This window comes from Leifsonia sp. HAY1-4F (assembly GCF_056755275.1).
The window spans coordinates 22,277-45,325 of the sequence record NZ_JBNDHX010000005.1 but is presented as its reverse complement, the minus strand read 5'-3'; the positions used below and the strand labels follow the sequence as shown (position 1 = coordinate 45,325).

At 72.8% G+C, this 23,049-nt stretch carries 15 protein-coding genes; 8 read left to right on the top strand and 7 right to left on the bottom strand.

Annotated elements, in window-relative coordinates; translation table 11 throughout:
• Positions 1-11: 11 nt before the first annotated feature.
• Entirely contained in the window at positions 12-2,579 is a 2,568-nt protein-coding gene (locus ACPYOG_RS02070; RefSeq protein WP_481292599.1) for a glycoside hydrolase family 2 protein, read from the top strand.
• An 80-nt stretch (positions 2,580-2,659) separates the two neighbouring features.
• A complete protein-coding gene (locus ACPYOG_RS02065; protein ID WP_481292598.1) occupies positions 2,660-3,583 on the top strand; it encodes a phosphodiesterase in 924 nt (307 codons plus the stop codon).
• Positions 3,584-3,701: 118 nt separating this feature from the next.
• Here ACPYOG_RS02065 and ACPYOG_RS02060 read toward each other — a convergent pair whose 3' ends face one another.
• The 7 genes from ACPYOG_RS02060 to ACPYOG_RS02030 form a co-directional block, all read right to left on the bottom strand.
• Positions 3,702-5,303, bottom strand: a complete 1,602-nt coding sequence (locus ACPYOG_RS02060) for a stealth family protein (protein ID WP_481292597.1) — start codon at positions 5,301-5,303, stop codon at positions 3,702-3,704.
• A gap of 96 nt (positions 5,304-5,399) precedes the next feature.
• Complete coding sequence (locus tag ACPYOG_RS02055; protein ID WP_481292596.1) at positions 5,400-7,304, bottom strand: protein O-GlcNAcase; 1,905 nt, start codon at positions 7,302-7,304, stop codon at positions 5,400-5,402.
• Positions 7,301-9,043, bottom strand: coding sequence for an ABC transporter ATP-binding protein (locus ACPYOG_RS02050; protein WP_481292595.1), 1,743 nt, complete (start codon positions 9,041-9,043; stop codon positions 7,301-7,303). Before ACPYOG_RS02050 ends, ACPYOG_RS02055 begins: the two co-directional genes overlap by 4 nt.
• Positions 9,024-11,189 carry an ABC transporter transmembrane domain-containing protein gene (locus ACPYOG_RS02045; RefSeq protein ID WP_481292594.1) on the bottom strand — a complete coding sequence of 722 codons (2,166 nt, stop codon included), beginning with the start codon at positions 11,187-11,189 and terminating at the stop codon, positions 9,024-9,026. Before ACPYOG_RS02045 ends, ACPYOG_RS02050 begins: the two co-directional genes overlap by 20 nt.
• Positions 11,190-11,279: 90 nt before the next feature.
• Entirely contained in the window at positions 11,280-11,933 is a 654-nt protein-coding gene (locus tag ACPYOG_RS02040) for a class II aldolase/adducin family protein (protein WP_481292593.1), read from the bottom strand.
• Positions 11,930-13,402: a four-carbon acid sugar kinase family protein gene (locus ACPYOG_RS02035; protein ID WP_481292651.1), complete on the bottom strand. Its 1,473-nt coding sequence runs from the start codon at positions 13,400-13,402 to the stop codon at positions 11,930-11,932. The genes ACPYOG_RS02040 and ACPYOG_RS02035 overlap by 4 nt, the downstream gene beginning before the upstream one ends.
• Positions 13,402-14,301, bottom strand: coding sequence for a DeoR/GlpR family DNA-binding transcription regulator (locus ACPYOG_RS02030; RefSeq protein WP_481292592.1), 900 nt, complete (start codon positions 14,299-14,301; stop codon positions 13,402-13,404). The genes ACPYOG_RS02035 and ACPYOG_RS02030 overlap by 1 nt, the downstream gene beginning before the upstream one ends.
• An 86-nt stretch (positions 14,302-14,387) precedes the next feature.
• On the opposite strand from ACPYOG_RS02030, the gene ACPYOG_RS02025 reads away from it, so the two are divergent.
• The 6 genes from ACPYOG_RS02025 to ACPYOG_RS02000 are packed head-to-tail and all read left to right on the top strand — an operon-like array spanning position 14,388 to position 22,890.
• A complete protein-coding gene (locus tag ACPYOG_RS02025; protein WP_481292591.1) occupies positions 14,388-15,908 on the top strand; it encodes an FGGY-family carbohydrate kinase in 1,521 nt (506 codons plus the stop codon).
• Positions 15,905-16,807, top strand: a complete 903-nt coding sequence (locus tag ACPYOG_RS02020) for a hypothetical protein (protein WP_481292590.1) — start codon at positions 15,905-15,907, stop codon at positions 16,805-16,807. The genes ACPYOG_RS02025 and ACPYOG_RS02020 overlap by 4 nt, the downstream gene beginning before the upstream one ends.
• A complete protein-coding gene (locus ACPYOG_RS02015; protein WP_481292589.1) occupies positions 16,789-17,598 on the top strand; it encodes an aspartate/glutamate racemase family protein in 810 nt (269 codons plus the stop codon). The genes ACPYOG_RS02020 and ACPYOG_RS02015 overlap by 19 nt, the downstream gene beginning before the upstream one ends.
• Positions 17,595-19,067: a sucrose phosphorylase gene (gene gtfA, locus ACPYOG_RS02010; RefSeq protein WP_481292588.1), complete on the top strand. Its 1,473-nt coding sequence runs from the start codon at positions 17,595-17,597 to the stop codon at positions 19,065-19,067. Before ACPYOG_RS02015 ends, gtfA begins: the two co-directional genes overlap by 4 nt.
• 50 nt (positions 19,068-19,117) lie before the next feature.
• Positions 19,118-21,007 carry an alpha-amylase family protein gene (locus ACPYOG_RS02005; protein ID WP_481292587.1) on the top strand — a complete coding sequence of 630 codons (1,890 nt, stop codon included), beginning with the start codon at positions 19,118-19,120 and terminating at the stop codon, positions 21,005-21,007.
• Positions 21,004-22,890, top strand: a complete 1,887-nt coding sequence (locus ACPYOG_RS02000; RefSeq protein ID WP_481292586.1) for an MBL fold metallo-hydrolase — start codon at positions 21,004-21,006, stop codon at positions 22,888-22,890. The genes ACPYOG_RS02005 and ACPYOG_RS02000 overlap by 4 nt, the downstream gene beginning before the upstream one ends.
• The last annotated feature ends 159 nt before the right edge of the window (positions 22,891-23,049 follow it).

Genomic DNA, 23,049 nt, shown 5'->3' with positions numbered 1-23,049 from the left:
ATTATCGAAGGGTGAGCACATCGATGACGATCAGCCTCGACGGCGACGACTGGAGCATCCGGGAGGCCCTGGGCGATACGGCCGAGTGGTACCTGGGCGCCCCGCTGCCCGAGGCCGGCAACAACGTTGCGGAGGCGTCCGCGGCGATCGCGGCCGCGCCCGGATGGATCCCGGCTCGCGTGCCGGGCGCGGTGATCGACGACCTGTTCCGGGCAGGGGAGCTGCCGGATCCCCGTGACGGGCGCAACTCCCGCGCTGCGGAATGGACGGCCGAGCGCTCGTGGGTGTACCGCCGGGCTGTGGAGCTGACGGCATCGGCGACCGAGGGGGTGGCGGTGCTCGAGTTCGACGGCGTCGACCCCGGCGCTGACCTGTATTGGGACGGTGAACTGCTCGGCAGTGTCTGCGGGCTCTATCACCGGCTCCGGCTGCCGCTGGACGCAACCCGCCGGTCCGCAGGGCGGCACAAGCTGGCCCTGCGCGTGCATCCGGCACCCGACTCGGAGCCGCAGGTGGGCCGCACGGAACGCGTGCGCGTCCACACGCCGCGGCTCGGCTACGGCTGGGACTTCTCGCCGCGACTGCGTCACCAGGGCGTGTGGAAGAGCGCCCGCATCCGGCAGGGCCGCGCACTGCTGGGGGATGTCGTGGTGCGGTCGAACGTAGAGACCGGCCGGTCGGCCGGTGTGGTGGACGTGGCGTGGGAGGCGCCGCTCACGGCACCGGAGGCGGATCCCGGCGCACTCGCGGTGACTATCGGCGTCGCCCGAGATGGCCGCATTCTGGCCACAACGACCGTCGCGGCGGACGATGCGTCGGCGAGCGTGCGCATTCCCGGCGTAGAACTGTGGTGGCCCAACACGTTCGGCGCGCAGCCGCTGTACACCGTGACCGTGGCGCTGGGGGATGCCGACGGCGAAGCCGACCGGACCCTCCGCGAGGTCGGCTTCCGTACCGCCGAGCTGGTCCCGAACGGCGGGGCTCCGGCAGATGCGCTCCCGTACACGGCCGTCGTGAACGGCGTGACCGTCCCCCTCCTCGGCTGGAACTGGACCCCGGCCGACACGCTGTTCGGGTCGATCGAGGAGCGAACGGTCGAGCACCTCCTGGGCCTGGCCGCGGCCTCTGGGGCGCGGCTGATCCGCGTGTGGGGCGGCGGCCTTGTCGAGTCGGAGCATTTCTACGCCACCTGCGACCGGCTGGGCCTGCTGGTGTGGCAGGAGTTCTCGCAGTCGAGCTCGGGGATGCAGAGCGCGCCGAGCACGGATCCCGGCTTCGTGGCGCTGATGCGCGCGGAGGCCGAGGCCCTGGTGCCGACGCGGGTGCACCATCCCTCGCTGCTGCTCTGGGGTGGCGGGAACGAGCTCGACGAGGGCGGTCTGCCGTTGTCGGACGACCGTTCACCCGTGCTCGCTGCCCTGTCGAAAGTCGTGAGACGGCTGGATCCGGACCGTGGATGGCTACCCACCTCGCCGACGGGGCCGGAGTTCCACAATCGGCTCGACCGCATCCACGCGAACCCGCAGGGCCAGCACGATGTCCACGGTCCCTGGGAGCACCAGGGGCTGGTCGGTCAGTACACGCTGAGCAACGCGGGAACGAGTCTCGCGCACACGGAGTTCGGCGTCGAAGGGATGACGAACCTGCGGTCTCTGGAGGCGCTCATCCCGGAGGGCGACCGCTGGCCCGCCGACCGCACCAACCCGGTGTACCGCCACCTCGGCGAGTGGTGGAACAACGCGCAGCAGGTCGTCGAGCTGTTCGGCGGCTGGCCCGACACGCTGGAGACGCTGAACCGCGCATCCCAGCTACTGCAGGCGACGGGACTCCAGTACGCCGTCGAGGGGGACCGGCGACGCTTCCCGCGCTGCAGCATGCTGCTGCCCTGGCAACTGAACGAGAGCTATCCGAACGCGTGGTGCACGGCCGCAGTGGACTTCCGCGGTGATCCGAAGCCCGCCTTCTTCGCCGTCGCGCGCGCTTTCGAGCGCCGGCGGGCCACGTTGCGGGTGACGCGTGCGGTGTGGAGCGGCGAGGAGACGGCCTCGGCGGAGGCCTGGCTGTGGGCGGAGGACGCGGTCGCGGCAGGCTCCACGCTGGTGCTGCGGGCGCTGGGGCTGAATGGAGCGGTGGTGGCGTCGCGCGAGTTCGCGGTTCCCGCCGTCCGGGAGCCGCGGCCGGTCGGGACGCTGGAGGTGGCTCTCGCTGCGCTGCCCGAGGTCTTCCTCTGGGAGGCGGAGTGGCGCGACGGGGCTGGGGAGAACGGAGCAGGGCAGCTCGACGTGGAGCGGATGCTCGCGACGACGACGGAGGACTTCGCTGCGCTGTTCGACGTGCCGGCGCCGGAGCTCGCCGTCACCCGGACCGCGAGCGGCGAGGTGCGCATCCAGAACACCGGGGAGGTCGCGGCGCTGGCTGTGCGCCTGGCGGATCCGCGTCCTGTCGGGGCGCCGGGGGCCCTGGAGGTGGGCGGCGACCCGCGTCCGCTGCTGCCCGGCGAGGAGCGGGCGCTCGCCGCCACGCCCGGTCTTCCGGTGCGCGTGGAGGTCTGGAACGCTCTCCCGATCGAGGTTCGGTGAGTGGATGACGCTCGACCCGATCCAGGCGGCACACCGCGCGCGTTCACGGCCTGTTCAGATCCAGGTGGTGTGATAGCCCCGTGAAGACGCGAATCGCGGAGTACCCGCGGCCGGACCACTTTCTTCTCCACATCAGCGACACGCACGTGCTGGCGGGAGGCGAGAAGCTCTACGGCAGCGTCGACAGCGAGCGGCACCTCCGCGCTCTCCTCACGGAGGTGGAGGCATCGGGCGGGCGGCCGGAGGCGATCGTCTTCACTGGCGACCTGGCCGACCGCGGTCAGCCGGACGCCTACGCACGGCTGCGCGCGCTCGTGGAGCCAGTGGCCGAGCGGATGGGCGCCCGCGTCATCTGGGTGATGGGCAACCACGACGACCGCGCGTCCTTCCGGGCGGGGCTGCGCGACGAGCTGCCAGAGGTGACGCCGGTCGATGACGTGTACTGGATCGGTGGCCTGCGGGTCATCGCGCTCGACTCCACCGTTCCGGGGCACCACTACGGGGATGTCAGCGAGCCGCAGCTCGACTGGCTCGCGGCCGAGCTGGCGATGCCGGCGCCCGAGGGGACCATCCTCGCGATGCATCACCCGCCTATCCCGAGCGTGCTCGACCTCGCGGTGTCGGTGGAGCTGCGCGACCAGTCGCAGTTGCGGGAGGTCCTCGAGGGCAGCGACGTGCGCAGCATCATCGCCGGGCACCTCCACTATTCGTCCACGGCGACCTTCGCCGGCATCCCGGTCTCGGTCGCGTCCGCCAGCTGTTACACGCAGGACCTCACCGTGCCGACGGGAGGGACGCGCGGCCGCGACGGAGCCCGTGCCTTCAACCTGGTGCATGTGTACCCGAACACCGTGCTGCACTCGGTGGTGCCGCTGGGCCACTACCCTACGCTCGACTACGTGGATGCGGAGGAGTCGGCCCGGCGCCTGGCCGCCGACGGCATCCGCATCCCTCCCGCTGCTCGCTACGAGGCGCCCACCGAGCCCATCGCCGTCCTCGCCTGACCCCGCGCTCGCCTGACCCCGCGCTCGCGCCCCACCGTCGAGTCCGCAGAGATTGCACGCTCGCCCGGCGTGTCGCGTGCAATCTGTGCGTACTCGACGGTGGGGGTTGGCCGTGGGGTCAGGGCGTGGGGGCGGCGGGGCGCTCCCAGGGGGCAGGGAAGGGGAAGTAGCGCTCGAGGAAGTCGGTGACGATCCGGGTGCGCTCCTCCGGCTGGATCTCGGGCTTGGATCCGTCGTTGAGGCAGAACATGTCCTGGTCGCGCTTCTTCAGCAGGCGGCGCATCATCTCCGGCGCCTGCCGGAGCGTCGTCTCGACGTACATCACCTTCGCCTGCGTCTGGGTCACCGCCCGCCCGGTGATCAGTGCGTAGTAGTGGTACAGCGAGTTGGTCACCGAGATGTCGGTCGCGGAGCGGAACGGGCTGGCGGCGGTCCGGCGGAAGTCCTCGGCGAACTCCTGCTCCATCTCGCGCAGGACGCCGATGCGCAGCGGCGCGGCGCAGTGCTCCAGGTGCCGGGTGGTGACGGCGCCGAACCGCTCCCAGAGCAGCCGGCGGTTGACGCGGGCCGCGTTCTCGAAGCCGCTGCGGGCGGGGTCCGTCTCGCCGAGACCGATCCGTGTGCCAGCCTCCACGAACTTGGTCACGCCGCCCGGCGAGAAGAACACGTCGGGCGAGAGCGGACGGCCGATGAACATGTCGTCGTTCGAGTACAGGAAGTGCTCCGCCAGTCCGGGGATGTGGTGCAGCTGGCTCTCGACGGCATGCGAGTTGTGCGTCGGCAGAGTGGAGGTATCGGCGAAGAAGTCCTCGCTGCGCATGATGTGGATGCGCGGGTGCTCGGGATCCAGCCACGGCGGCACCGGTGAGTCGGTCGCGATGTAGATGTTGCGGATCCACGGAGCGAACATGTGGACGCTGCGCAGCGCGTACTTGAGCTCGTCGATCTGCCGGAATCGCGCTTCGTTGTCGTCGCCCTCGCCGACCACGTAGGCGGCCATCCGCGCGGCGCGCTGGCGCTGGTATTCGGCGCTGGACCCATCCACCCAGGAGAAGACGATGTCGATGTCGAAGGCCACGTCGCTCGCCAGCGGGTCGAACATGTACTGCAGGGTGCGCCAGCGGCGGCCGTAGAGCTCGACCTCGGCCTCGACGGCCTCGCCGCGCGGCAGCCGGGGCCGCATCAGGGCGTTCGGGCGCGGCGCGGTGATCTCGTCGTCGCCGAACTTCCAGAACTCGAGCTGGAAGGCGGTGTCCGCGCCGTAGCGCAGCCGGCCGATCGGCTCGAGCCGCGGCCGGTACACCCGCAGCACGTCGGCCTTCCGTCGGGACAGGCGGCCATCGGCGATCAGCAGGTCGTCGCCGTGCCCGTCCCCGTCGTGGTCGATGCTGCGGGAGTAGAAGGGCTCGTCCGCGAAGGCCGCGGCCAGCGCTGCGCAGACTTCCTTCCGCCGGCGGCGGTCGAGGGCGACGATCAGGCGGTTGTCGTCGTCGCGGACGAGCAGGTACTCCAGTCCTGCCGCATCGAGCGCATCCCGGACGGCGACGAGGTCTTCGATCATCGACTCCCGCGGCGTGAAGGGACCCGAGACCAGCGTGAACAGCCCCTTCCGCTGCACGACGTCGTCGCGGGCGAATCGGGGCGCGCCGATGCCGGGGTCGCTGGTGACGACGACGGGCTCGGGCTGGACGGAGAGGGATGCGGGAGGATGTTCAGCCATACAGCCCTTACTCTAGGCGGCTCTTCTCCGGGCCGCTCTCACCTCCCTCTCTCCTCGCTCTCTCGCCCGCCCTGCACGCCACGATCGCTTCCTCGGTCACTCCGCCGGCACGCCGTCCGCAGCCGGGTCATGCGAGGAATCGATGGTGGGGGTGAGGAGTTCCTGGATCGTGGCCAGGAGCAGGGAACGCGCCTCCGGGGTCACCAGCCAGGGGGCGAAGCCGTCGGTGGCGAGGAAGAAGGTGGCGCGTGCGGCCGGCGCGACGGTGCCGTCGGCGAGCGGGCTGCCGGCTGGGGTGACGGCGATCACCGCCCGCCCGGACTCCGGATCGCGGGCGACGACGGTGGCGGAATGCGGCGGGTCCACGACGGTCAGCTTCGAGCGTCCGCGGTAGACGACCACCTCGCCGACGAGGCCGGCGGCGGCATGATGACCGGTGTCCGGGATGTGGATGCGGTCCAGCGCCAGCGGAACGCTCTCCGACGTCGCCAGGCCGAGCGGCACCAGGTGGCCCCAGCCGAGGAGTGGGACCGGCCGGTCGGCGGCGGCGCGGGCCGCCTCGGGGTGCGCGTTGCGGGTGACGATGTGGAGGTCGGCGTCGGGGTGGTCGCCGAGGTGGGCGCGCATCCCGGAGCCGGCCAGGAACTCCACGAGCTCGCGGTCGCCGGGAGCCGGGTTCGTGCCGCTGAGCACGGAGACGAGGGCGCCCTCGCCGCGGACGCGCGGGTGGGACACGCCGAGGCGGTCGAGGGCGGCGTCGATCAGGGAGAGGACGGCGGCTCGGGCGACGTCGGCGTACTCCGCCTCCAGCTCGCGCCGGGCGGCCAGGAGGGCGGGCGCTGCGTCATCCACCACTGCGTCATCCACCGAGGTGTCGTCGTCTGCGGTGCGCGCCAGCACCCGGCAGGCGAGCGCACCGGCCGCGCCCGCCGCGCGCGCCGCTGCGACCCAGGGCCGAAGCTGCTCGACGAGGTCGGCCGGGACAGCGTCGCCCGCGTGCGTGGCCTCGAGCCGGCTGAGCAGTGTCTCGGCCTCCTCCCACCGGCCCGCCTCGATCGCGGCGCCGAGGCTCGGCCAGCGCGGCGCGCTCGGAGGCCACGCGCTGCACGCCTCCACCAGCGCGCGCAGGCCGTCATCGGCGCCGACGACCGTCGCGTACGCGCGCTCCGCGGCCGCCGCGGCATCGTAGCCGGCGGGATCCGCCGCCCACTCGGCAACGGTCTCGAGTGCGAGGTGCGAGGGGGCCGCCTCGACCATCGGGTTGGACACGATTCCGACGAGGCCCGGTGCCACCGACCGGCCGGTCAGCGGACCGAGGAAGACGCGCGAACGGTCGAAGTCGTTCACCGGGAAGTTGTCCCAGAGCACGAGGTCGCGGCCGAAGCTGCGCCGTGCCCGGGTGATGTCGTCGGCGGTCACGGTGCCGACCACGATGTCCGGGCCGGTCCACAGGATGTGCGCGTCCGGCGGCAGCGTCGCGGCGAGGCCGATGCGATACGGGGTGCGCTCGACGCCTGCGTAATCGGTCGGGCAGAGGAGCATCGGCTCGTCGATGCCGGCGGGACGCAGGAACGACCGCTGGAAGCGCGCTGCCGTGTCCCCGTGGGCGCGGCCGAGCGCCTCCGGATCCTCCAGGGGGATGTCGTCGAACAGCAGGGCGAACGAGCGGATGCCGGCGTCCAGCAGCTGACGGCATTTCGCGGCCAGCGCCAGGTGCTCGGAGTCCTCGCCGAACCGCATGGACAGACCGGGCGAGATGCCGTAGACGAAGTCCACGCCGCGCTCGGCGGCCGCGCGGTTCAACTCGGCCAGTTCGGCGAGCCGGGGTGCGGGATAGGGCTCCCGCCACTCCTCGCGGTGCCAGCGGTCGTCCTTCGGGGCGTACACGTAGCGGTCGAGACCGATCGCACCGCCGCGCTCGAACCAGGCGAGACGATCGTCGTGCGACCAGGGATCCCCGTAGAAGCCCTCGACGATGCCGCGCCAGGCCAGCGCGCTCATTGTCCGCCTCCGTGCCACGACGACCACAACTCGGCGTACGCGCCGCCGGCCGCGACCAGCTCCTCGTGGCTGCCGAGCTCCTCGACGTAGCCGTCGCGGACCACGGCGATGCGGTCGGCGTCGTGTGCGGTGTGCAGCCGGTGCGCGATGGCCACGACCGTGCGGCCCCGGAGCACGCGGTTCATCGCGCGCTCCAGATCGCGCGCGGCGGTCGGGTCGAGGAGGGACGTCGCCTCGTCGAGGATGAGCGTGTGCGGGTCGAGCAGCACCAGCCGGGCGAGCGCGAGCTGCTGCGCCTGGGCGGGGGTGAGGACGACGCCGCCCGAGCCGACGACCGTGTCGAGACCCTTCGGCATGGCGGCGACCCAGCGCAGCGCATCCACCACCCGGAGGGCACGCGCGAGTTCGTCGCGTCCGGCACCGGGCTTCGCGAGCGACAGGTTCTCCGCGATCGTGCCGACGAACACGTGGTGCTCCTGGGTGACGAGCGCGACGTGGCTGCGGAGGTCGTCGAGCGGCAGGTCGACGAGGCGGACGCCGCCCACCGTGATCCGGCCACCCGTCGGCTCGGTGATCCCGGCCATCAGTCGCCCGAGGGTGGACTTGCCGGAGCCGGACGGCCCGACGATGGCGACCCGCTCGCCCACGTCGAGGTCGAGGCTCACGCCGTGCAGCACCTCGGTGCCCTCGCGATACGAGAAGCGCACATCCTCGGCGACCACGTGCTCGTCGGCGGGCTGCTCTCCCGTGGCCTGGCGGTCCTCCGGGACGTCGCCGACGCCGATGATGCGCGACAGGGCCGTGGTGCCGACCTGGATCTCGTCCAGCCAGCTGATCAGCTCGTCGATCGGGGACACCAGCTGCATCGCGTACAGGGCCACCGCGGTGACCGCTCCGATGGTGGCCGCGCCGGCTCCGACGAGGAAGGCGCCCCAGACCAGCACCACGATCACGGGCAGCAGGAAGGCGATGTCGGTGCTCGGGAAGAACCACGAGCGCAACCACAGCGTGTACCACTCGGAGTCCCGCCGCTCCCGCAGGGCGGCGTCGATCTTGGCGCGCTGGGCGGGGGCGAGGCTGAGCGCCTCGATGGTGCGCACGCCATCCACGGTCTCGCTGATCGTGCCACCCAGAGTGGCGTAGGACGCGAGCTGCCGCTGGTATCCGGGACCGGAACGCTTGAGGTACCAGCGCGCCGCCGCGACGAGGATGGGCACCCCGGCGAACATCGCGACTGCGACCGCCGGGTTCACCAGGAAAGCCGCCACGACCGTGAGCACCGCTGTGACGCCGGCGACGAGGATGCGCGGGACGCCGAACCGGACGGTCTGCGCGACCGATTGGATGTCGTTGGTGGTCCGGGCGAGCAGGTCGCCGGTACCGGCCGCCTCCACGATCGAGAGCGGGAGGCGGGCGACCGTCGCCAGGAACTCCTCCCGCAGCTGAGCGAAGACGCCCTCGCCGAGCACCATCGACTGGCGCTGGGCGAAACGGATGAGGACGGCCTGGCAGGCGATCGCGCCGAGCAGGACGATCGCGATCGTGTCGATCCCGCCGCTGGTGAGTGACTGGCCGGTGACGCCGTCGATGATGACGCCGATCAGGGCGGGGCCGGCGAGGCCGGCGACCGCGGCGAGGGTGTGCAGCGCGAGGACGAGGGAGAGGCCCCGCCGGTGCTGGCGGATCAGCCGGGCTCCGGTGGCCCGGACGGTTCGGGTGCTAGCGATCGGAAGGAGCATCGCCCGGTCCCTTCTGGGTGCGGTCGGAGGTTGGCAGCGCGGGTGGGTCCGGGTTCTGCGTCTTGTCGGACTTCCGGGGCTTGGCGGGCTTTTTCGGCTTGTCAGCCTTCTGGGGCTTGTGGGCCTTCTGGGGCTTGTCGGCCTTCTGGGGCTTGTCCGCTTTCTTCGCCCTCTGCATCTTCTTCGCCGGCGGAGCAGGGCGCTGAGCGCTGACGGGATGCGTGGCCGTCCACAGCGTGTCGATGGAGCCGGTCCAGGCAGCGTCCAGATCCTGGCCGTCCGCCGGTTCGGCGGCGGAGATGCTGCGGGAGACGATGGCCCGGTACAGGTCGCCGAGGTCGTCCTCCTGGCGCAGCAGCGTGTGGTGGCTGCCCGTCCCGACGACCCGTCCCTCCCGGACGACGGCGACGGTGTCCATCCGGTCCAGGAGCAGGGGGCTTGCCGTGACGACGACCGTGGTGCGACCGTCCCGTGCCTCGCGCAGCCGCTCCGCGATCTGGGCCTCGGTGTGCGCATCCACGGCGCTCGTCGGCTCGATCAGCACCAGCACCTCCGCGTCGGTGAGCAGGGCGCGCGCGAGGCTGAGCCGCTGGCGCTGACCGCCCGAGAACGTCCGGCCCCGCTCGGCGACGCGTTCGTGCACCCCGGCGGGGAGCGCATCCACGGTCTCGGTCGCGGCCGCCGCATCGAGGGCGGCGGAGACGCGGCGCAGCCGGCCCGTGGAGGTGTCCGTGTAGTCGTGGTCGCGGATGGGCAGCGTGTCGAGCCCGTCGAGCAGCCGGCCGCCGAACAGGTGCGGGTCGGCGTCGTTGACGACGATGCGTTCGCGCACGTCGCGCACCGGGACGCGGGTGTGGTCGACGCCGCCCCAGAGCACCGGCGCCTCGCGGAGCGTCGCGTCGTCGAAGCGTCCGATCCGGGTGGCGATGGCGGCGGCCTCGTCGGGGTTCGCATCCACGATGGCGGTGAACCGGCCGGGCTGGATGACGACGCCGGAGGCGAGGTCCTCGATGGCGGACCCCCACGCCGGCGCCGCGGCTGTCTCGGCGTCGTCGCGTGCGGCCGGCCGGGTGCGCAGCACGGAGAGCACCCGCCGCGCCGACACGATGCCGGCGGTGAACGTCTGCGCCGCTTCCACGGCCGTTCGCAGGGGCAGCACGAGGAAGGCGGCGTACCCGTAGAAGGCGGTCAGCTGCCCGGGGGTGATGCTTCCCTCGACGGCGAGGTGTGCGCCGAACCAGACGATGAAGACCAGGAAGGCTCCGGGCAGCAGCACCTGGAGACCGTCCAGCCAGCTCTGCGTCTTCGCCACGCCGACGCCGGCCGCCCGGACCCGCTGCGACTGCTTCGCGTACCGCTCGACGAACTCGTGCTCGCCGCCGATGCCGCGCAGCACGCGCAGGCCGACGACCGTGTCCGCGCCGAGGGTGGTGAGGCCGCCGGATTCCTCACGCCACGCCGCTTGCCGGGCGCGCAGGGGACGCAGCAGCAGGGCGAGGACGAGCGCCACGGCGGGGACGCCGATCACGACGGTGAGGCCGAGGGGAACGGACGCGCTCAGCATGATGAGCGAGACCGCGATGAATGCCACGACCCCGCCGCCGAGACGCGCGGTCACGTCGAACATCGCGCCGAGTCGCAGGGAGTCGGTGCTGACGGTCGCCACGATCTCGCCGGAGGAGGTGGTCGCCGTGATCGCCGGCCCGGTCTCGGCGGAGTGGTAGCCGATCAGCCGCGCGACGCCGAGTGACGAGCGCAGCCAGTTGGACACGGCCATGCGGTGCCGCAGCATCCCCGCGACGGCCTGCACGGCGGCGACGGCCAGCAGTGCGCCGCACCACGACCACAACCGGCCGGTGTCGCCCGCGACGCCCTCGTCGACGGCGCGGCCGAGCAGGTACGGCCAGACGGCCTGGCAGAGCATCCAGACGACGCCGAACAGCACGCCGGCGCCGAGCGTCGCGGGCTGTCGCGCGGCCTGCCAGAGCAGGAACCGGGGGACCGAGGCGAGGTGTTGCCCGGACGGCCGGTCGGACGGGATGCGGGAGCCGCGAGGCGTACGTCCGGAGGGCGGATGCGCGGAGGACGGGTCGGACGGGCTGGACGGATCGGACGGGGATGGACGAGCAGCGCGGACGCTGGACACGGGATGCTCCTGAGGGGAATCGAGCGGTGGAAGCGGGGAGGTGGAGTGCGGTGGCCGGCGGGGAGTCGGTGGAGGGGCTCGGGGCTCGGCTCAGCGTCCCGGCGGAGTGAGGGCGGCGATCGCAGCCGCGTCGAGGGAGACGGCCGGCGCCTGGCGGAGGAGGAGCGTGAGCCGAGCCGCTGTCTCGAGCTCCTCCACGAGGTCGATCGCGGCGTCGAGAGTCGTCGCCGCCACCACAGGACCGTGATTAGCGAGGAGGAGCACGGGATGCCCGGGTGCGGCTGCGGCCGCCCCGGCCGCGAGCTCGGCGCTGCCCGGCCGTGCGTACGGGACGAGCGGGACCTCCCCCAGACGCATCACCCGGTACGGCGTCAGCGGCGGCAGCTGCGCGAGGCCGCCATCGCCGGGCGGCAGGCAGGCGATGGCCGTCGCCGACGGGGAGTGGAGATGCACAACCGCGGTCGCCGCGGGATGCGCGGCGTACATGGCGGCGTGGAGCGGCAGCTCCTTCGTGGGTCGCGGGGCGTCATCGCCGTGGGCGGGGGTCGCGGCCAGTTCTTCCTCGGTCACCGATCGCAGCGAGCGTCCGGTGGGCGTTGCGATGATGCGGGAGCCGACGCGCATGCTCACGTTGCCCGAGCTCCCCGGGGAGAGCCCCGCAGCCGAGAGATGACGGCATGCCCGCACGATGGCCGCGCGCGCCTCTCGCTCCCGGGTTCGGAGAGCGTCGTCGGGAGGGGTCACGGCGCGACCTCCCACGCTTCGGTGAAGAGATCGGGACCGCCAAAGTTGCCGGACTTGAGCAGCACGGCGATGGTGCGGTCGCCGTGCTCGCGGTGCTCGCGGTGCTCGCGGTGCTCGCGGTGGTCGCCGTGCTCGCCCTCTTCGCCCGGGCTGGTCGTGACCGCCCACGGCACGCCGGGCGCGGCCTGCGCCCCGATGCGCAGGCGGGTGATGCCCAGCCGGCCGGTCACCGCTCCGGACGTCTCACCGCCGGCGACGATCAGGTGACTGTACCCCAGCTCGTGGACGGCGAAGGCCGCCAGCTCCGAGAGAGCGCCTTCGAGGAGGGCGGCGGCTCGCTCGGTGCCGAGTTCGCGCTGCGCGACGGCCACGTCCGGCGCGGCATGGACGAGGACGGGCGCGCGTCGGTCGCTGCGCGCGGCGAGCGCATCCCGGAGACGCGTGAGCGTCGTCGGGTCGTCGGCGAGGGCCATGGGATCGAGGAGGTGGCGCTCGCCGCGGAACGCCTCGATCTGCGCCCGGGTCGCGGCCGACGCGCTGCCGGCGAGGATGAGACGGCCGGTCACGGGCACCGGCGGGAGGGTGTCCGCGACGTGCGCGGAAGCGGAGACGGCGGAGGCGGGGACGGCGACGAGGCTGTCGGCCTTCTCGCGGGCGGACGTCGCGGGCCGGCCGAGTGCCGACACGCGTGCAAGCGCCGTCGCGACGCCCGCGCCCCCGGCGGCGACGACCGGCCGTTCCGCCGCGACGCGGAGAATGGCCTGCGCGACGATGTCGAGGTCGTGCTCGGTGAGCGCATCCACGAGGGTGTGGCCGTCGCGCACCTCGGCCGCGACGGCGTCCGCGCCGCGCTGGACGTCCTCCCAGGGCACGAGGCCGATCGGCGCGGGCGTCTGCGGAGCGAGCAGCCGGATGAGGTTCGAGTCGCGCATCGGCGTCAGCGGATGGTTGCGCATCGGCGACTCCGCGAGAGGGAGGCCGGCCACGAACAGCGTGCCCTGGTACTGCGTGCGGCCAGCACCCGGTGTCGCCGGCGTGCCGATGGTCACGGCGGAGGCAGTGCGGACGGTCTCGGCGTCGCTGCTGCGATCCGCATCGGACGCGACGTCCGGGGCAACACCGGATGCGACCCCTGCCGCGATCTCGGCCAGCGCGTCGGCGATCGGGCCGATGTTCCCCGACGGGGTCGAGTCGAAGGTGGAGCAGTACTTCTGATAGAGCAGCGTCGCGCCCGAGGAGAGCAGGAAGCGGGCGGCCTCGGTCGACGCGGCCACCGCTTCGTCCACGGGCGCGGTCCGCACTTTGAGGGCGACGACCGCGGCCGCGGATCCCTCGGCGGGGAACAGGTCCCCAGCGGCGGAGTCGCTCGGTGTGCCGAGCAGCACGCTGGCCGGGATGCCCGCTTCCACGACGCGGCCTGCCAGGTCGCACGCTCCGGTGACGTCGTCCGCGACGGCGCCGAGCCGCATCATGAGACGCCGACCTCGGTCGTGTCGCTCTCCGTGCCGACCTCGGTCGTGTCGCTCTCCGTGCCGTCGAGGTGACGTCCCACGCCGTCGCGAGCGCGCCGCCGGCGGCGTGTCGTGTCGATCGGATGCGCGCCGGCCCCGCTCGCGATGACGACCGTGGCGCCCCCGTCGCGGAGGGCCTGCAGATCGTCCGGGTCGGCGCCGGCATCGGTGACGATCACATCCACGAGGTCGAGGCCGCCCACCCGGATCGGCGCCCGCGCGCCGAGCTTGGAGTGGTCGACCAGCAGCACGGTGGTGCGCGCAGCGCGCGCCAGCTCCTGCTTGAGCTCGGCGTCGAGGGCGTTGGCGCAGAGGATGCCGCGGCTGTCGACCGCTGTCGCGGAGAGGACGGCGATGTCGACCGAGTAGTCGGCGATCGTGCGGCGGGCGGCGGCGCCGGCGAAGCTGCGCGTCTCGCTCTGGTAGACGCCGCCGACGGCGACCAGCTCCACGTCGTCCCGCTCGATGGCCGCTTGGATGACCGGAAGGGAGTGGCTGAGGATGGTCGTGCCCGACCGCAGCATCCCGGCGAGGGGTGCGACCGACGTGCCGGCGTCGAGTGCGACGGTCGCGGCGCCGTCGAGGAGGTCGAGGCAGGCCTGGGCGATCGCGTGCTTCTCTCCGCTACCGGTCACCGCGCGCTCATCGAACGGCCGGCCGTGGCCGAGGTTGGGGAGGCTGGCGCCGCCGACGACCCGGCGGGCGAGTCCCTCGCTCTCGAGCTGGCGCAGGTCGCGGCGGATCGTCATCTCGGACACCCCGAGCTCCTCGGCGACGCGCGACGACGAGACGTAGCCCTCTGCCGAGAGGCGGCGGAGGAGCTCGTCGCGGCGGGCGGGAGCGTCGGTGTAGCGCACCCGTCCATCCAAGCGGCTGCTCGCACCGCTTGTCAATAATCGGACAAATCTTGACGTGAATGTTCGGAAGTGAACAGAATGGAGCAGTGACCTCCCCTCCGCTCGCCGCCCTCGGCGTGGATGTCGGCACCACCAACACGAAGGTGGTGCTGGCCGTGCTCGGCGACGACGGCGTTCGGGAGGCGCGCATCGTGACCGTGGCCACGGCAGACACCGGAGCCGGATTGCAGTCCGTCGTGCTCGGGGCGATCCGTGAGATCGCAGCCGACAGTCCGTACCCGATTGCGGCGCTGGGCGTCGCCTCCATGGGCGAGACGGGATGCCTCACAGCTCCGGACGGCACTCCGCGCGGCGACCTCCTCCGCTGGTCCGATGGCGATGCGGCGACCGCCGATCGGCTGTCCGCGGCGGCCGGTGCTTCGGCGCTCTACACCGCGACCGGCGTGCCAGCCCCTGCCAAGTCGCCGCTCACCCACTGGGTCCGGCTCGCCGACGACGGGGATGGCCGGATCGCCGACGCGCGCTGGCTCGGCGCCGACGGGCTGGTGGTCGCGGCGCTGACCGGAGAGCCGGTCACCGATCACACCCTCGCCGCCCGGACGATGGCGTACCGGCTGCCCGCACCCGGTGACGAGTTGGCCGCCGAGTTCGACACCGAGCTGCTCGGTCTCGCCGGTCTCACTCCGGAGCGGTTCCCGCGCGTCGCACTCCCCGGCGAGATCGCGGGAAGGCTCACTCCGGATGCCGCGACAGCGCTCGGCCTCCCGGCCGGCCTACCGGTGATCGCTGCGGGGCACGACCACGCGGTGGGCGCCTGGGCGGCGGGGATCCGCGAACCAGGACAGGCGGCCGACTCGGTCGGCACCGCGGAGGCGTTGCTCCGCGTCGCCGACGGCGTGTCCCGCGAGAAGGCGATGAGCCAGGGGATGAGCCTGGCTCGCTCGGTCGACGGCCGGTACGAGACGGTGCTGGCCGGCAATCCCACGGCAGGCGCCCTGGTCGAGTGGGCGTTCGCCGAACTGCTCCCCGGCGTGGACCGGCGCGAGACGCTTCAGCGGGCGGCGGGGCTCGCGGATGCCCCGATCGGCACGGTGCTGCTGCCGTACCTGCGCGGCCGCCAGTCGCCGCAGCCCGACCCGGCCGCGGCGCTGCGACTCGTCGACCTCGCGGGAGGCGCACACGCGTCGCTCGCGGGCATCCCGAGCGCGGCATCCGGGACATCCGGCGCCTCGCTCGCCGACCCCGCAGCGACGCTCACCGCCGTCCTGGCCGGTCTGGCGCTGCAACTCGCCTGGATGGATGCGGCCCAGACGCGGCTCGCCGGTCCCCGGCATCCAGAACTCGTCCTCCTCGGCGGACCGGGTGCTGCGAACGGCGCCTGGTGGCGGCTCAAGCAGCGTGTCGTCCCTGGCGCGCTCCGGCGGGTGGATGCCGCCGAGCCGGTCGCGACCGGCGCCGCCATGCTGGCCGCCCACCGGGTGGCCGGCCTCACGACCACACTGCCGCTGCGCAGTGCCGACAGCGCCGCCTCCGCGGGCGATCCGGCCCTGCTGGACGCCTTCGTCCGTGCGGCGACCCTCCACGACAAGGAACCTCAATCCCGATGACCGACCCCGTCACCCGCCCCTCGCTCGACCTCGACGCCATCGCCCGCCCGACCGGCGGGCTCGCGATGGTCGCCATGGACCAGCGGGAGAGCCTCCGCCACATGTTCGACCTGGCCGGCGCCGGGCGCCCCGCCGACGACGTGCTGATCCGGTTCAAGCTGGACGTCGCCGAGGTGCTCGGCCCGCTCGCGTCCGGCTTCCTGATCGACCGCCACTACGGCTTCGAGGCCGTCCGCGACCTCCTCCCGGGTCGCACCGGCCTCATCCTCGCCGCGGACGAGCTGACTCAGGAGGACGGCGGTCCCGTGGAGGAGACCGCGCTCGACGACGTCGTGCTCACGCAGACCGACCTGGCCGGCGTCGTCGCGCTGAAGCTGCTCGTGATCTGGCGGCGCGACGCCAAGCGCGAGCAGCGCGTCCGGCTCGTCGAGCGATTCGTCGCAGAGTGCCGGGCCCGCAGTGTGCTCTCCGTGCTCGAACCCGTGGTGCGGGCCACGCCGGAAGAGCTAGATGCCGGCAGCTGGGACCTGGATGCGGCCATCCGTGAGGCGGCCGCCGAGCTGTCGCCGTCGGGCCAGAGCCTGTACAAGGTGCAGGTGCCGCTTTCGGGCACCGGTGACGCGAAGGAGCAGCAGGTGGAGAGCGAGCGGCTGAACGCCTCCATCACCGGTCCCTGGGTGGTGCTGTCTCAGGGCGTCGATCGTCCGGCGTTCCTTCCGGCCGTCGAGGCGGCGTGCCGGGCGGGCGCGAGCGGCTTCCTCGCCGGACGTGCGCTCTGGAGCGACGTCGTCGGGCGCGGCGACGTGCCGTCCGCGCTGCGCGAGCTGTCGGTCCCGCGGCTCGAGGCGCTGATCGAGGTCGTCGACCGTGAGGCCCGGCCGTGGCGGGAGGCGCGATGATCGCCGGGCTGCTGCACACCGTCCCCGCGCTCGCGGCGACCTTCGACGCGCTCGTCGGGGACGCCCTCCCGGGCGCGCGCCGCATCCACCTCGTGGACGCGTGGATGCTCGAGACTGCCATCGCCGAGGGCGTCACGCCCGCGGTGCATGAGCGCGTCGCCTCCCATCTGCGCCACCTCGCCGACTCGGGAGCCGACGCCATCCTGGTCACGTGTTCCTCGATCGGTGAGGCGGCCGAGGACGCGGCCGGCGCCCTCCCCATCCCCGTCATCCGCGTGGATGCCGCCATGGCCGCCGAAGCCATCGCGCTCCTAGCCCCCAGCTCACCCGCCGCCGAAGCCGAGCTCGCGGGCGGGCGGATCGCGGTGCTGGCGACGAACACCGCGACGCTCGGACCCACCACGCGGTTGATCGAGCGCGAGGCGGCCACCCGGGGCGTCCGGGCGACCGTGACGGCGACGGTCGTCGGAGGTGCCGCCGCCACCCGCGCTGCGGGCGACCAGGCCGGCCACGACCGCCTCATCGCGCAGGCCGTCCGTGCAGCCGCGAGTCCCGTCGGGGGCGCGGAACCGGCGCGCGTCATCGTCCTCGCTCAGGCGTCGATGGCCGCCGCAGCGCAGGCCGCAGGCGTCGACGTGCCCGTGCTCACCTCCCCGGCCGGCGGCGTCGCCCGGCTGGCCGAGGCATCGACCCCGTCGGACCCGGGATCGCCGGACGCCAGCGCGAACCGCCCGGCGTCTCCCGGGTCCGGCGGACCCTCCCCCGACGAGCCGACCGGAGCCCACGCATGACGGGCGTCGAGCTCCTGGCCTACGCCGACCGCCTGGGCGGCGACCTGCCGCGGCTTCGTTCTCTGCTCGACGGGCCGCTGCGCGACTTCGGCGGGGTGCACATCCTGCCGTTCTTCGTGCCCTTCGACGGCGCGGACGCCGGGTTCGACCCGATCGACCACGGCACCGTCGACCCGCGTCTCGGCACCTGGGAGGACGTCCGCGCGATCGCGGCCCGCCGCGAGGTCACGGCCGATCTGATCGTCAACCACGTGTCGAGCGAGTCGGCGGAGTTCGTGGATTGGCTGGCGCACGGCGAGCGGTCCGCGCACGACGGCATGTTCCTCACCTTCGACACCGTCTTCCCCGACGGCGCCTCCGAGGCCGACATCACCGCCTTCTACCGGCCGCGTCCCGGCCTCCCGTTCACCGCCTATCGCATGGCGGACGGCCGTCGCCGCCTGGTCTGGACGACGTTCCTCCCCAGTCAGGTCGATCTCGACGTGGCGAACGACCGGGCGCGCGCCTACCTCCGCCGTATCCTCGCCACGCTCCACGCCGGCGGGGTCAGCACCGTGCGGCTCGACGCGGTCGGGTATGCGGTCAAGACGCCGGGCACCGACAGCTTCATGACGTCCGAGACACTCGGGTTCGTCCGCGAGATCGTCGCGCTCGCCCGTGCGGAAGGCCTCCGCGTGCTGGTCGAGGTGCACGCCCACTACACGCAGCAGCTCGCGATCGCCCCGCTCGTCGACGAGGTCTACGACTTCGCCCTCGCCCCGCTCCTGCTCCACAGTCTCGGCACCGGGACCTCCGACCGCCTGCTGGAGTGGCTCCGCATCCGGCCGCGGAACGCCATCACCGTGCTCGACACGCACGACGGCATCGGCATCGTCGACGCCGGTCCCGCCGCCGATCTCCCCGGCCTGATCGACGAGGCCGAGATGGCGGCGATCTTCGAGCGGGCGGCCGTCGCGACCCGCGGGCACTCCACGATCGCGTCCGTCATCCCGGCCTGGATGAAACTCCCGCACCAGATCAACGCCACCTTCTTCTCCGCCCTGGGCGCGGACGCGAACCGCTACCTGCTCGCCCGCGCGGTGCAGCTGTGGCTCCCCGGCCGCCCGCAGCTCTACTACGTCGGGCTGCTCGGAGGACTGGATGACGTGGCCCTGTTCCAGCGCACCGGCCAGGGCCGCGACGTCAACCGCCACGTGTACACGCCGGACGAGGTGGAGGCCGCACTCGCCACAGAGGTGACACGCGCGCAACTCGCGCTCGTCCGGCTGCGCTCGACGCATCCCGCGTTCGGCGGCGAGTTCGGCTACCGTGTGGAGGCAGACGGCACCCTCGAACTCGAGTGGGTGCTCGGCGACGAGCGCGCCACCCTCCAGGTCCGGTTCGGCTCCGAACCCGCATTCCGCATCCGCACCGAGGGTGCGGGCGGCCCGCTCACCGCCGACTCCGTGGCAGCGCTCGCCGCCCGGTGACCCACCGATCCGCAACACGCCAGCCCCTCACTCCCCCCACACCGAGGACCATGCAGACCATCCAGGACATCACCGTCACGCGCCACGCCACCGAGGTGGTGCTCGCCGCCCCCGCCTACACGCTGGGCGTCGCCCTCGCCCGGCCGCGCGCCACCATCGCCGGCCCGGACGGCGAGCTGTGGAGCGACCTCTCGCTCCTCGCGAGCGTGGACCGCGTCGGCGTGCCCGATGAGTCCTCCGGGCCGACGGCCGTGACCGTCGAGGAGCGCGCGGACGGGACTGTCGAGGTCACCGTGCTGATGGACTCCAGCGCCTGGGCGACCAAGGCCGTCGTGCTCCACTGCACCCCCAGCGAGGTGCGCGCCCGGATCGAGGTGACGACCGAGGAGGACGACGCCCGGATCGCGGACCTCACGATCTTCGGCGGCCAGGCGGTCCTGCCCACCGGTGCCTCCGGGACGTTCCGCTCGGGCATCCGCTTCCCGTCGGTGTTCGTGCCGACCCCGACCGAGCCCATCCAGGTGGTCCGGCCCTCCAATACGCAGGCGCAGCTCGGCGTCGTCGGCGACGCCGAGCCCGGCCGTCTCCACGGGATCTTCTCGCCGCCGCCGCTCCTCTTCGCGCTGGGCCGCCCGTTCATCTCGGACTCCGCTGCGCACGGGCCGACCGACATGCCGGTCGGCGACTGGCTCGGCGTCTCCGTTGTCGCGCCGGTCGCCCAGCTCGGCTTCACCACGTTCCGCTACGACGCGATCGACGGCGGCTTCCTGTTCCGGCTCACGTACGAGGGGCACACGCGCGTGCAGGCGGGCGGATGGGTGTCCCCCGACTTCGTGCTGCGGCCGGCCGGCGCTCCGCTCAGCGCCATCCGCGACTACCGCGACGACCTCGCTGCGCACGGCTGGGCGCCGCCGGCTCCGGAGGCCGCCGACTGGTGGCGCGAGCCGATCTTCTGCGGCTGGGGCGCGCAGTGCGCCCTCGCCGTGCGGATGAGCCACGAGGGCGAGTCGCTGGCGACGGACAACCCGGAGGGGTTCGTCCTCCCCACGGGCGCCGCCTTCGCCCCGGACCTGGCGCGGCAGTACCTGTACGACCGGTGGCTGCGCCGCCTGGCCGAGCGCGACATCCACCCGGGCACCATCGTCATCGACGACCGCTGGCAGGCGGACTACGGCACGAATGCGGTCGACACAGACAAGTGGCCCGATCTGCGCGGGTGGATCGACGCGCGCCACGCCGCCGGTCAGCGCGTCCTGCTCTGGTTCAAGGCGTGGGACCCGGCCGGCCTGCCACCGGAGCTCACCGTCCGCGACCCCTTCGGCCGCCCGGTCGCCGTCGACCCCTCCAACCCCGCCTACCTGGAGGCGCTTGCCGGACAGGTGACGCGGATGCTGTCGCCGGACGGCCTCGACGCCGACGGCTTCAAGGTCGACTTCACGCAACGGGCGCCCTCCGGCGTCACGCTGCGGACGCACGCCGACGGCGTCTGGGGGGTGGCCGGGCTTTACGCGATCGTCAAGACGATCCACGACGCCGCTCGCGCGATCAAGCCGGATGCCCTCGTCGTGACGCACACCGTGCATCCCTCGTTCTCGGACGTCACCGGCATGGTGCGCCTCAACGACGTGCTCGAGGACTCGGTGCACGGCGACCCCGTTCCCGTCGGCGACCAGCTGCGATACCGCCACGACATCGCCGCCGCGTCCCTCCCGGGACACCCGATCGACACGGACCAGTGGCCGATGCCGAACCGGGAGGAGTGGCTCGCCTACGCGCGCCTCCAGCCCGAGCTCGGTGTGCCGGCGCTCTACTACGTCGAGTCGATCGACAACAGCCGCGAGACCGTCACCGATGCGGACCTCGACGAGATCGCCGCGCTGTGGCGCGGCTACCGTGCGGCCCGCGGCGAACGCGCCGCGAAGGAGCCGACCGCCGTATGAGCGCGTTCACGCAGGTGGCGCCGGGGGTCCACCGGTTCACGGACACCTGCAACGTGTACGTGGTGACCGCGGAGGGTGCGGCCGGCGTTGCGGGCGCGGCGGGAGCCCCGGCCGGCGCCATCGCGATCGACTTCGGCTCGGGCGACGTGCTGGACCACCTGGGCGAGCTCGGCCTCGAGACCCTCGACGCCATCCTGATGACCCACCACCACAGGGACCAGGGCCAGGGACTTCCGCGCGCGGTCGCTGCGGGCATCCCGGTGTTCGTGCCTCCCGTGGAGCAGGACCTGTTCGCCCGCGTCGACGAGATGTGGTCCGCGCGGGCGCTCTACAACGACTACAACCTGCGGCAGGACCGGTTCTCGCTGCTCGATCCTGTGCCGATCGCCGGCACCGTGCCCGAGTACCGCTCGGCCGTCTTCGGCGGCATCGAGGTGAAGACGATCCCGACACCCGGCCACACGATGGGTTCGGTCACCTACCTCGTCGAGCGAGGTGCCGGCGAGCAGCCCACACGGGTCGCCTTCACCGGCGACCTCATCTACGCGCCCGGCAAGGTGTGGTCCCTCGCGGCGACCCAGTGGTCGTACACCGAGAACGAGGGCCCGGCCATGAACGTGCTCTCCTGCATGCTCCTGCAGGAGGAGGAGCCGACCATCCTGCTGCCCTCGCACGGCGAGCCGATGCCCGACGCGATCGACGCCCTCGAGCAGCTCGCCGGACGGATGAGCGGGTACGTCGATTCGCGCCGCACCAACCCGTGGGACCTCCGCGACTGGCTGGAGCGTCCGTTCGTCCGCCTCACCGACCACCTGCTGCTGAACCGCACCGCGAACTCCTGCGTCTACGTCCTCCTGAGCGACTCCGGCGCCGCACTGTTCATCGACTACGGCTACGACATGTCCACCGGCTGGCCCGCCGGGACGGATCGCGCCGCGCGCCGGCCGTGGCTCGCCTCCCTCCCCGCGCTGAAGCGCGACTTCGGGGTCACCTCCGTGGAGGTCGTACTGGGCACGCACTACCACGACGACCACATCGCCGGCTTCAACCTGCTGCGGGACGTCGAGGGCACGGAGGTCTGGCTGCCCGAGAACGTGGCCCCGGTCATGGCCGACCCGATGCGGATGGACCTGCCCTGCCAGTGGTTCGAGCCCATCCCCGCGGATCGTGTGCTCGGTCTCGGCGAGACCGTCCGCTGGCGCGAGTACGAGATCGTCACCCACGAGCTGCCGGGGCACACGCTCTACGCGGCCGCATTCGAGTTCGAGGTCGACGGCGTGCGAGTGCTGGCGACGGGCGACCAGCAGACCGCGGAGGGCCGCCTCGGGGTGCAGCGCGAGATCCTCAACTATCAGTACCGCAACCGGTTCCGCCGCGACGACTTCATCCAGAGCGCAGCGCTGTACCGGCGGGTCGCCCCCGGTCTCATGATCACCGGCCACTGGCAGGGCCGCGAAGTGGACGAGGACTACCTGCAACTGCTCACCGAGCAGGGCGACGAGCTCGCGGACATCCACGACGGTCTTCTGCCCGACGACGGGATGCTGCCGCCGGCGGACGGGAACGTCGTGCTCCTCGAGCCCTTCTACCAGCGGGTGTCACCGGGCGCAGCGCTCGAGTACGAGGTGGTCGTCGTGAACCCCTACGACGACGAGCGCGAGATCGCAGCCGACCTGGTCACCCCCGAGGGATGGAGCGTCCCGCCCCGGGCGTCGGCGCTCGCCGCCCCGCACGAGACCGTGCGCCTGCGCTTCGCCGTGCAGGCCCCCGACGTCGCACGCAAGCGCCAGCGCCTGGCCGCCGACGTCACCATCGGCACCGTCCGCTACGGCCAAGCCGCCGACGCCGTCGCCGACACCATCGCCCCCGCCACCCTCGCCTGACGGCGCGTCCCTCGCGACGCGCCCCTGGCCACACGCGTGTGCGGGTCTCCGTAACACGTGCGGCGGGGCGAGCAGCCGCATACGTTCCGAACCGCAGCACACACCGCGGACCGGCCCCCGGCCGTACGGCCGCGCGAGCGATTTCGGCGTACGGCGGCC

Excerpts from the sequence above, each read along its gene's own strand:
- ACPYOG_RS02060 (WP_481292597.1), bottom strand. The coding sequence starts at position 5,303 with ATGGCTGAACATCCTCCCGCATCCCTCTCCGTCCAGCCCGAGCCCGTC.
- ACPYOG_RS02055 (WP_481292596.1), bottom strand. The coding sequence starts at position 7,304 with ATGAGCGCGCTGGCCTGGCGCGGCATCGTCGAGGGCTTCTACGGGGAT.
- ACPYOG_RS02050 (WP_481292595.1), bottom strand. The coding sequence starts at position 9,043 with ATGCTCCTTCCGATCGCTAGCACCCGAACCGTCCGGGCCACCGGAGCC.
- ACPYOG_RS02035 (WP_481292651.1), bottom strand. The coding sequence starts at position 13,402 with ATGCGGCTCGGCGCCGTCGCGGACGACGTCACCGGAGCGTGCGACCTG.
- ACPYOG_RS02020 (WP_481292590.1), top strand. The coding sequence starts at position 15,905 with ATGACCGACCCCGTCACCCGCCCCTCGCTCGACCTCGACGCCATCGCC.
- gtfA (WP_481292588.1), top strand. The coding sequence starts at position 17,595 with ATGACGGGCGTCGAGCTCCTGGCCTACGCCGACCGCCTGGGCGGCGAC.
- ACPYOG_RS02005 (WP_481292587.1), top strand. The coding sequence starts at position 19,118 with ATGCAGACCATCCAGGACATCACCGTCACGCGCCACGCCACCGAGGTG.
- ACPYOG_RS02000 (WP_481292586.1), top strand. The coding sequence starts at position 21,004 with ATGAGCGCGTTCACGCAGGTGGCGCCGGGGGTCCACCGGTTCACGGAC.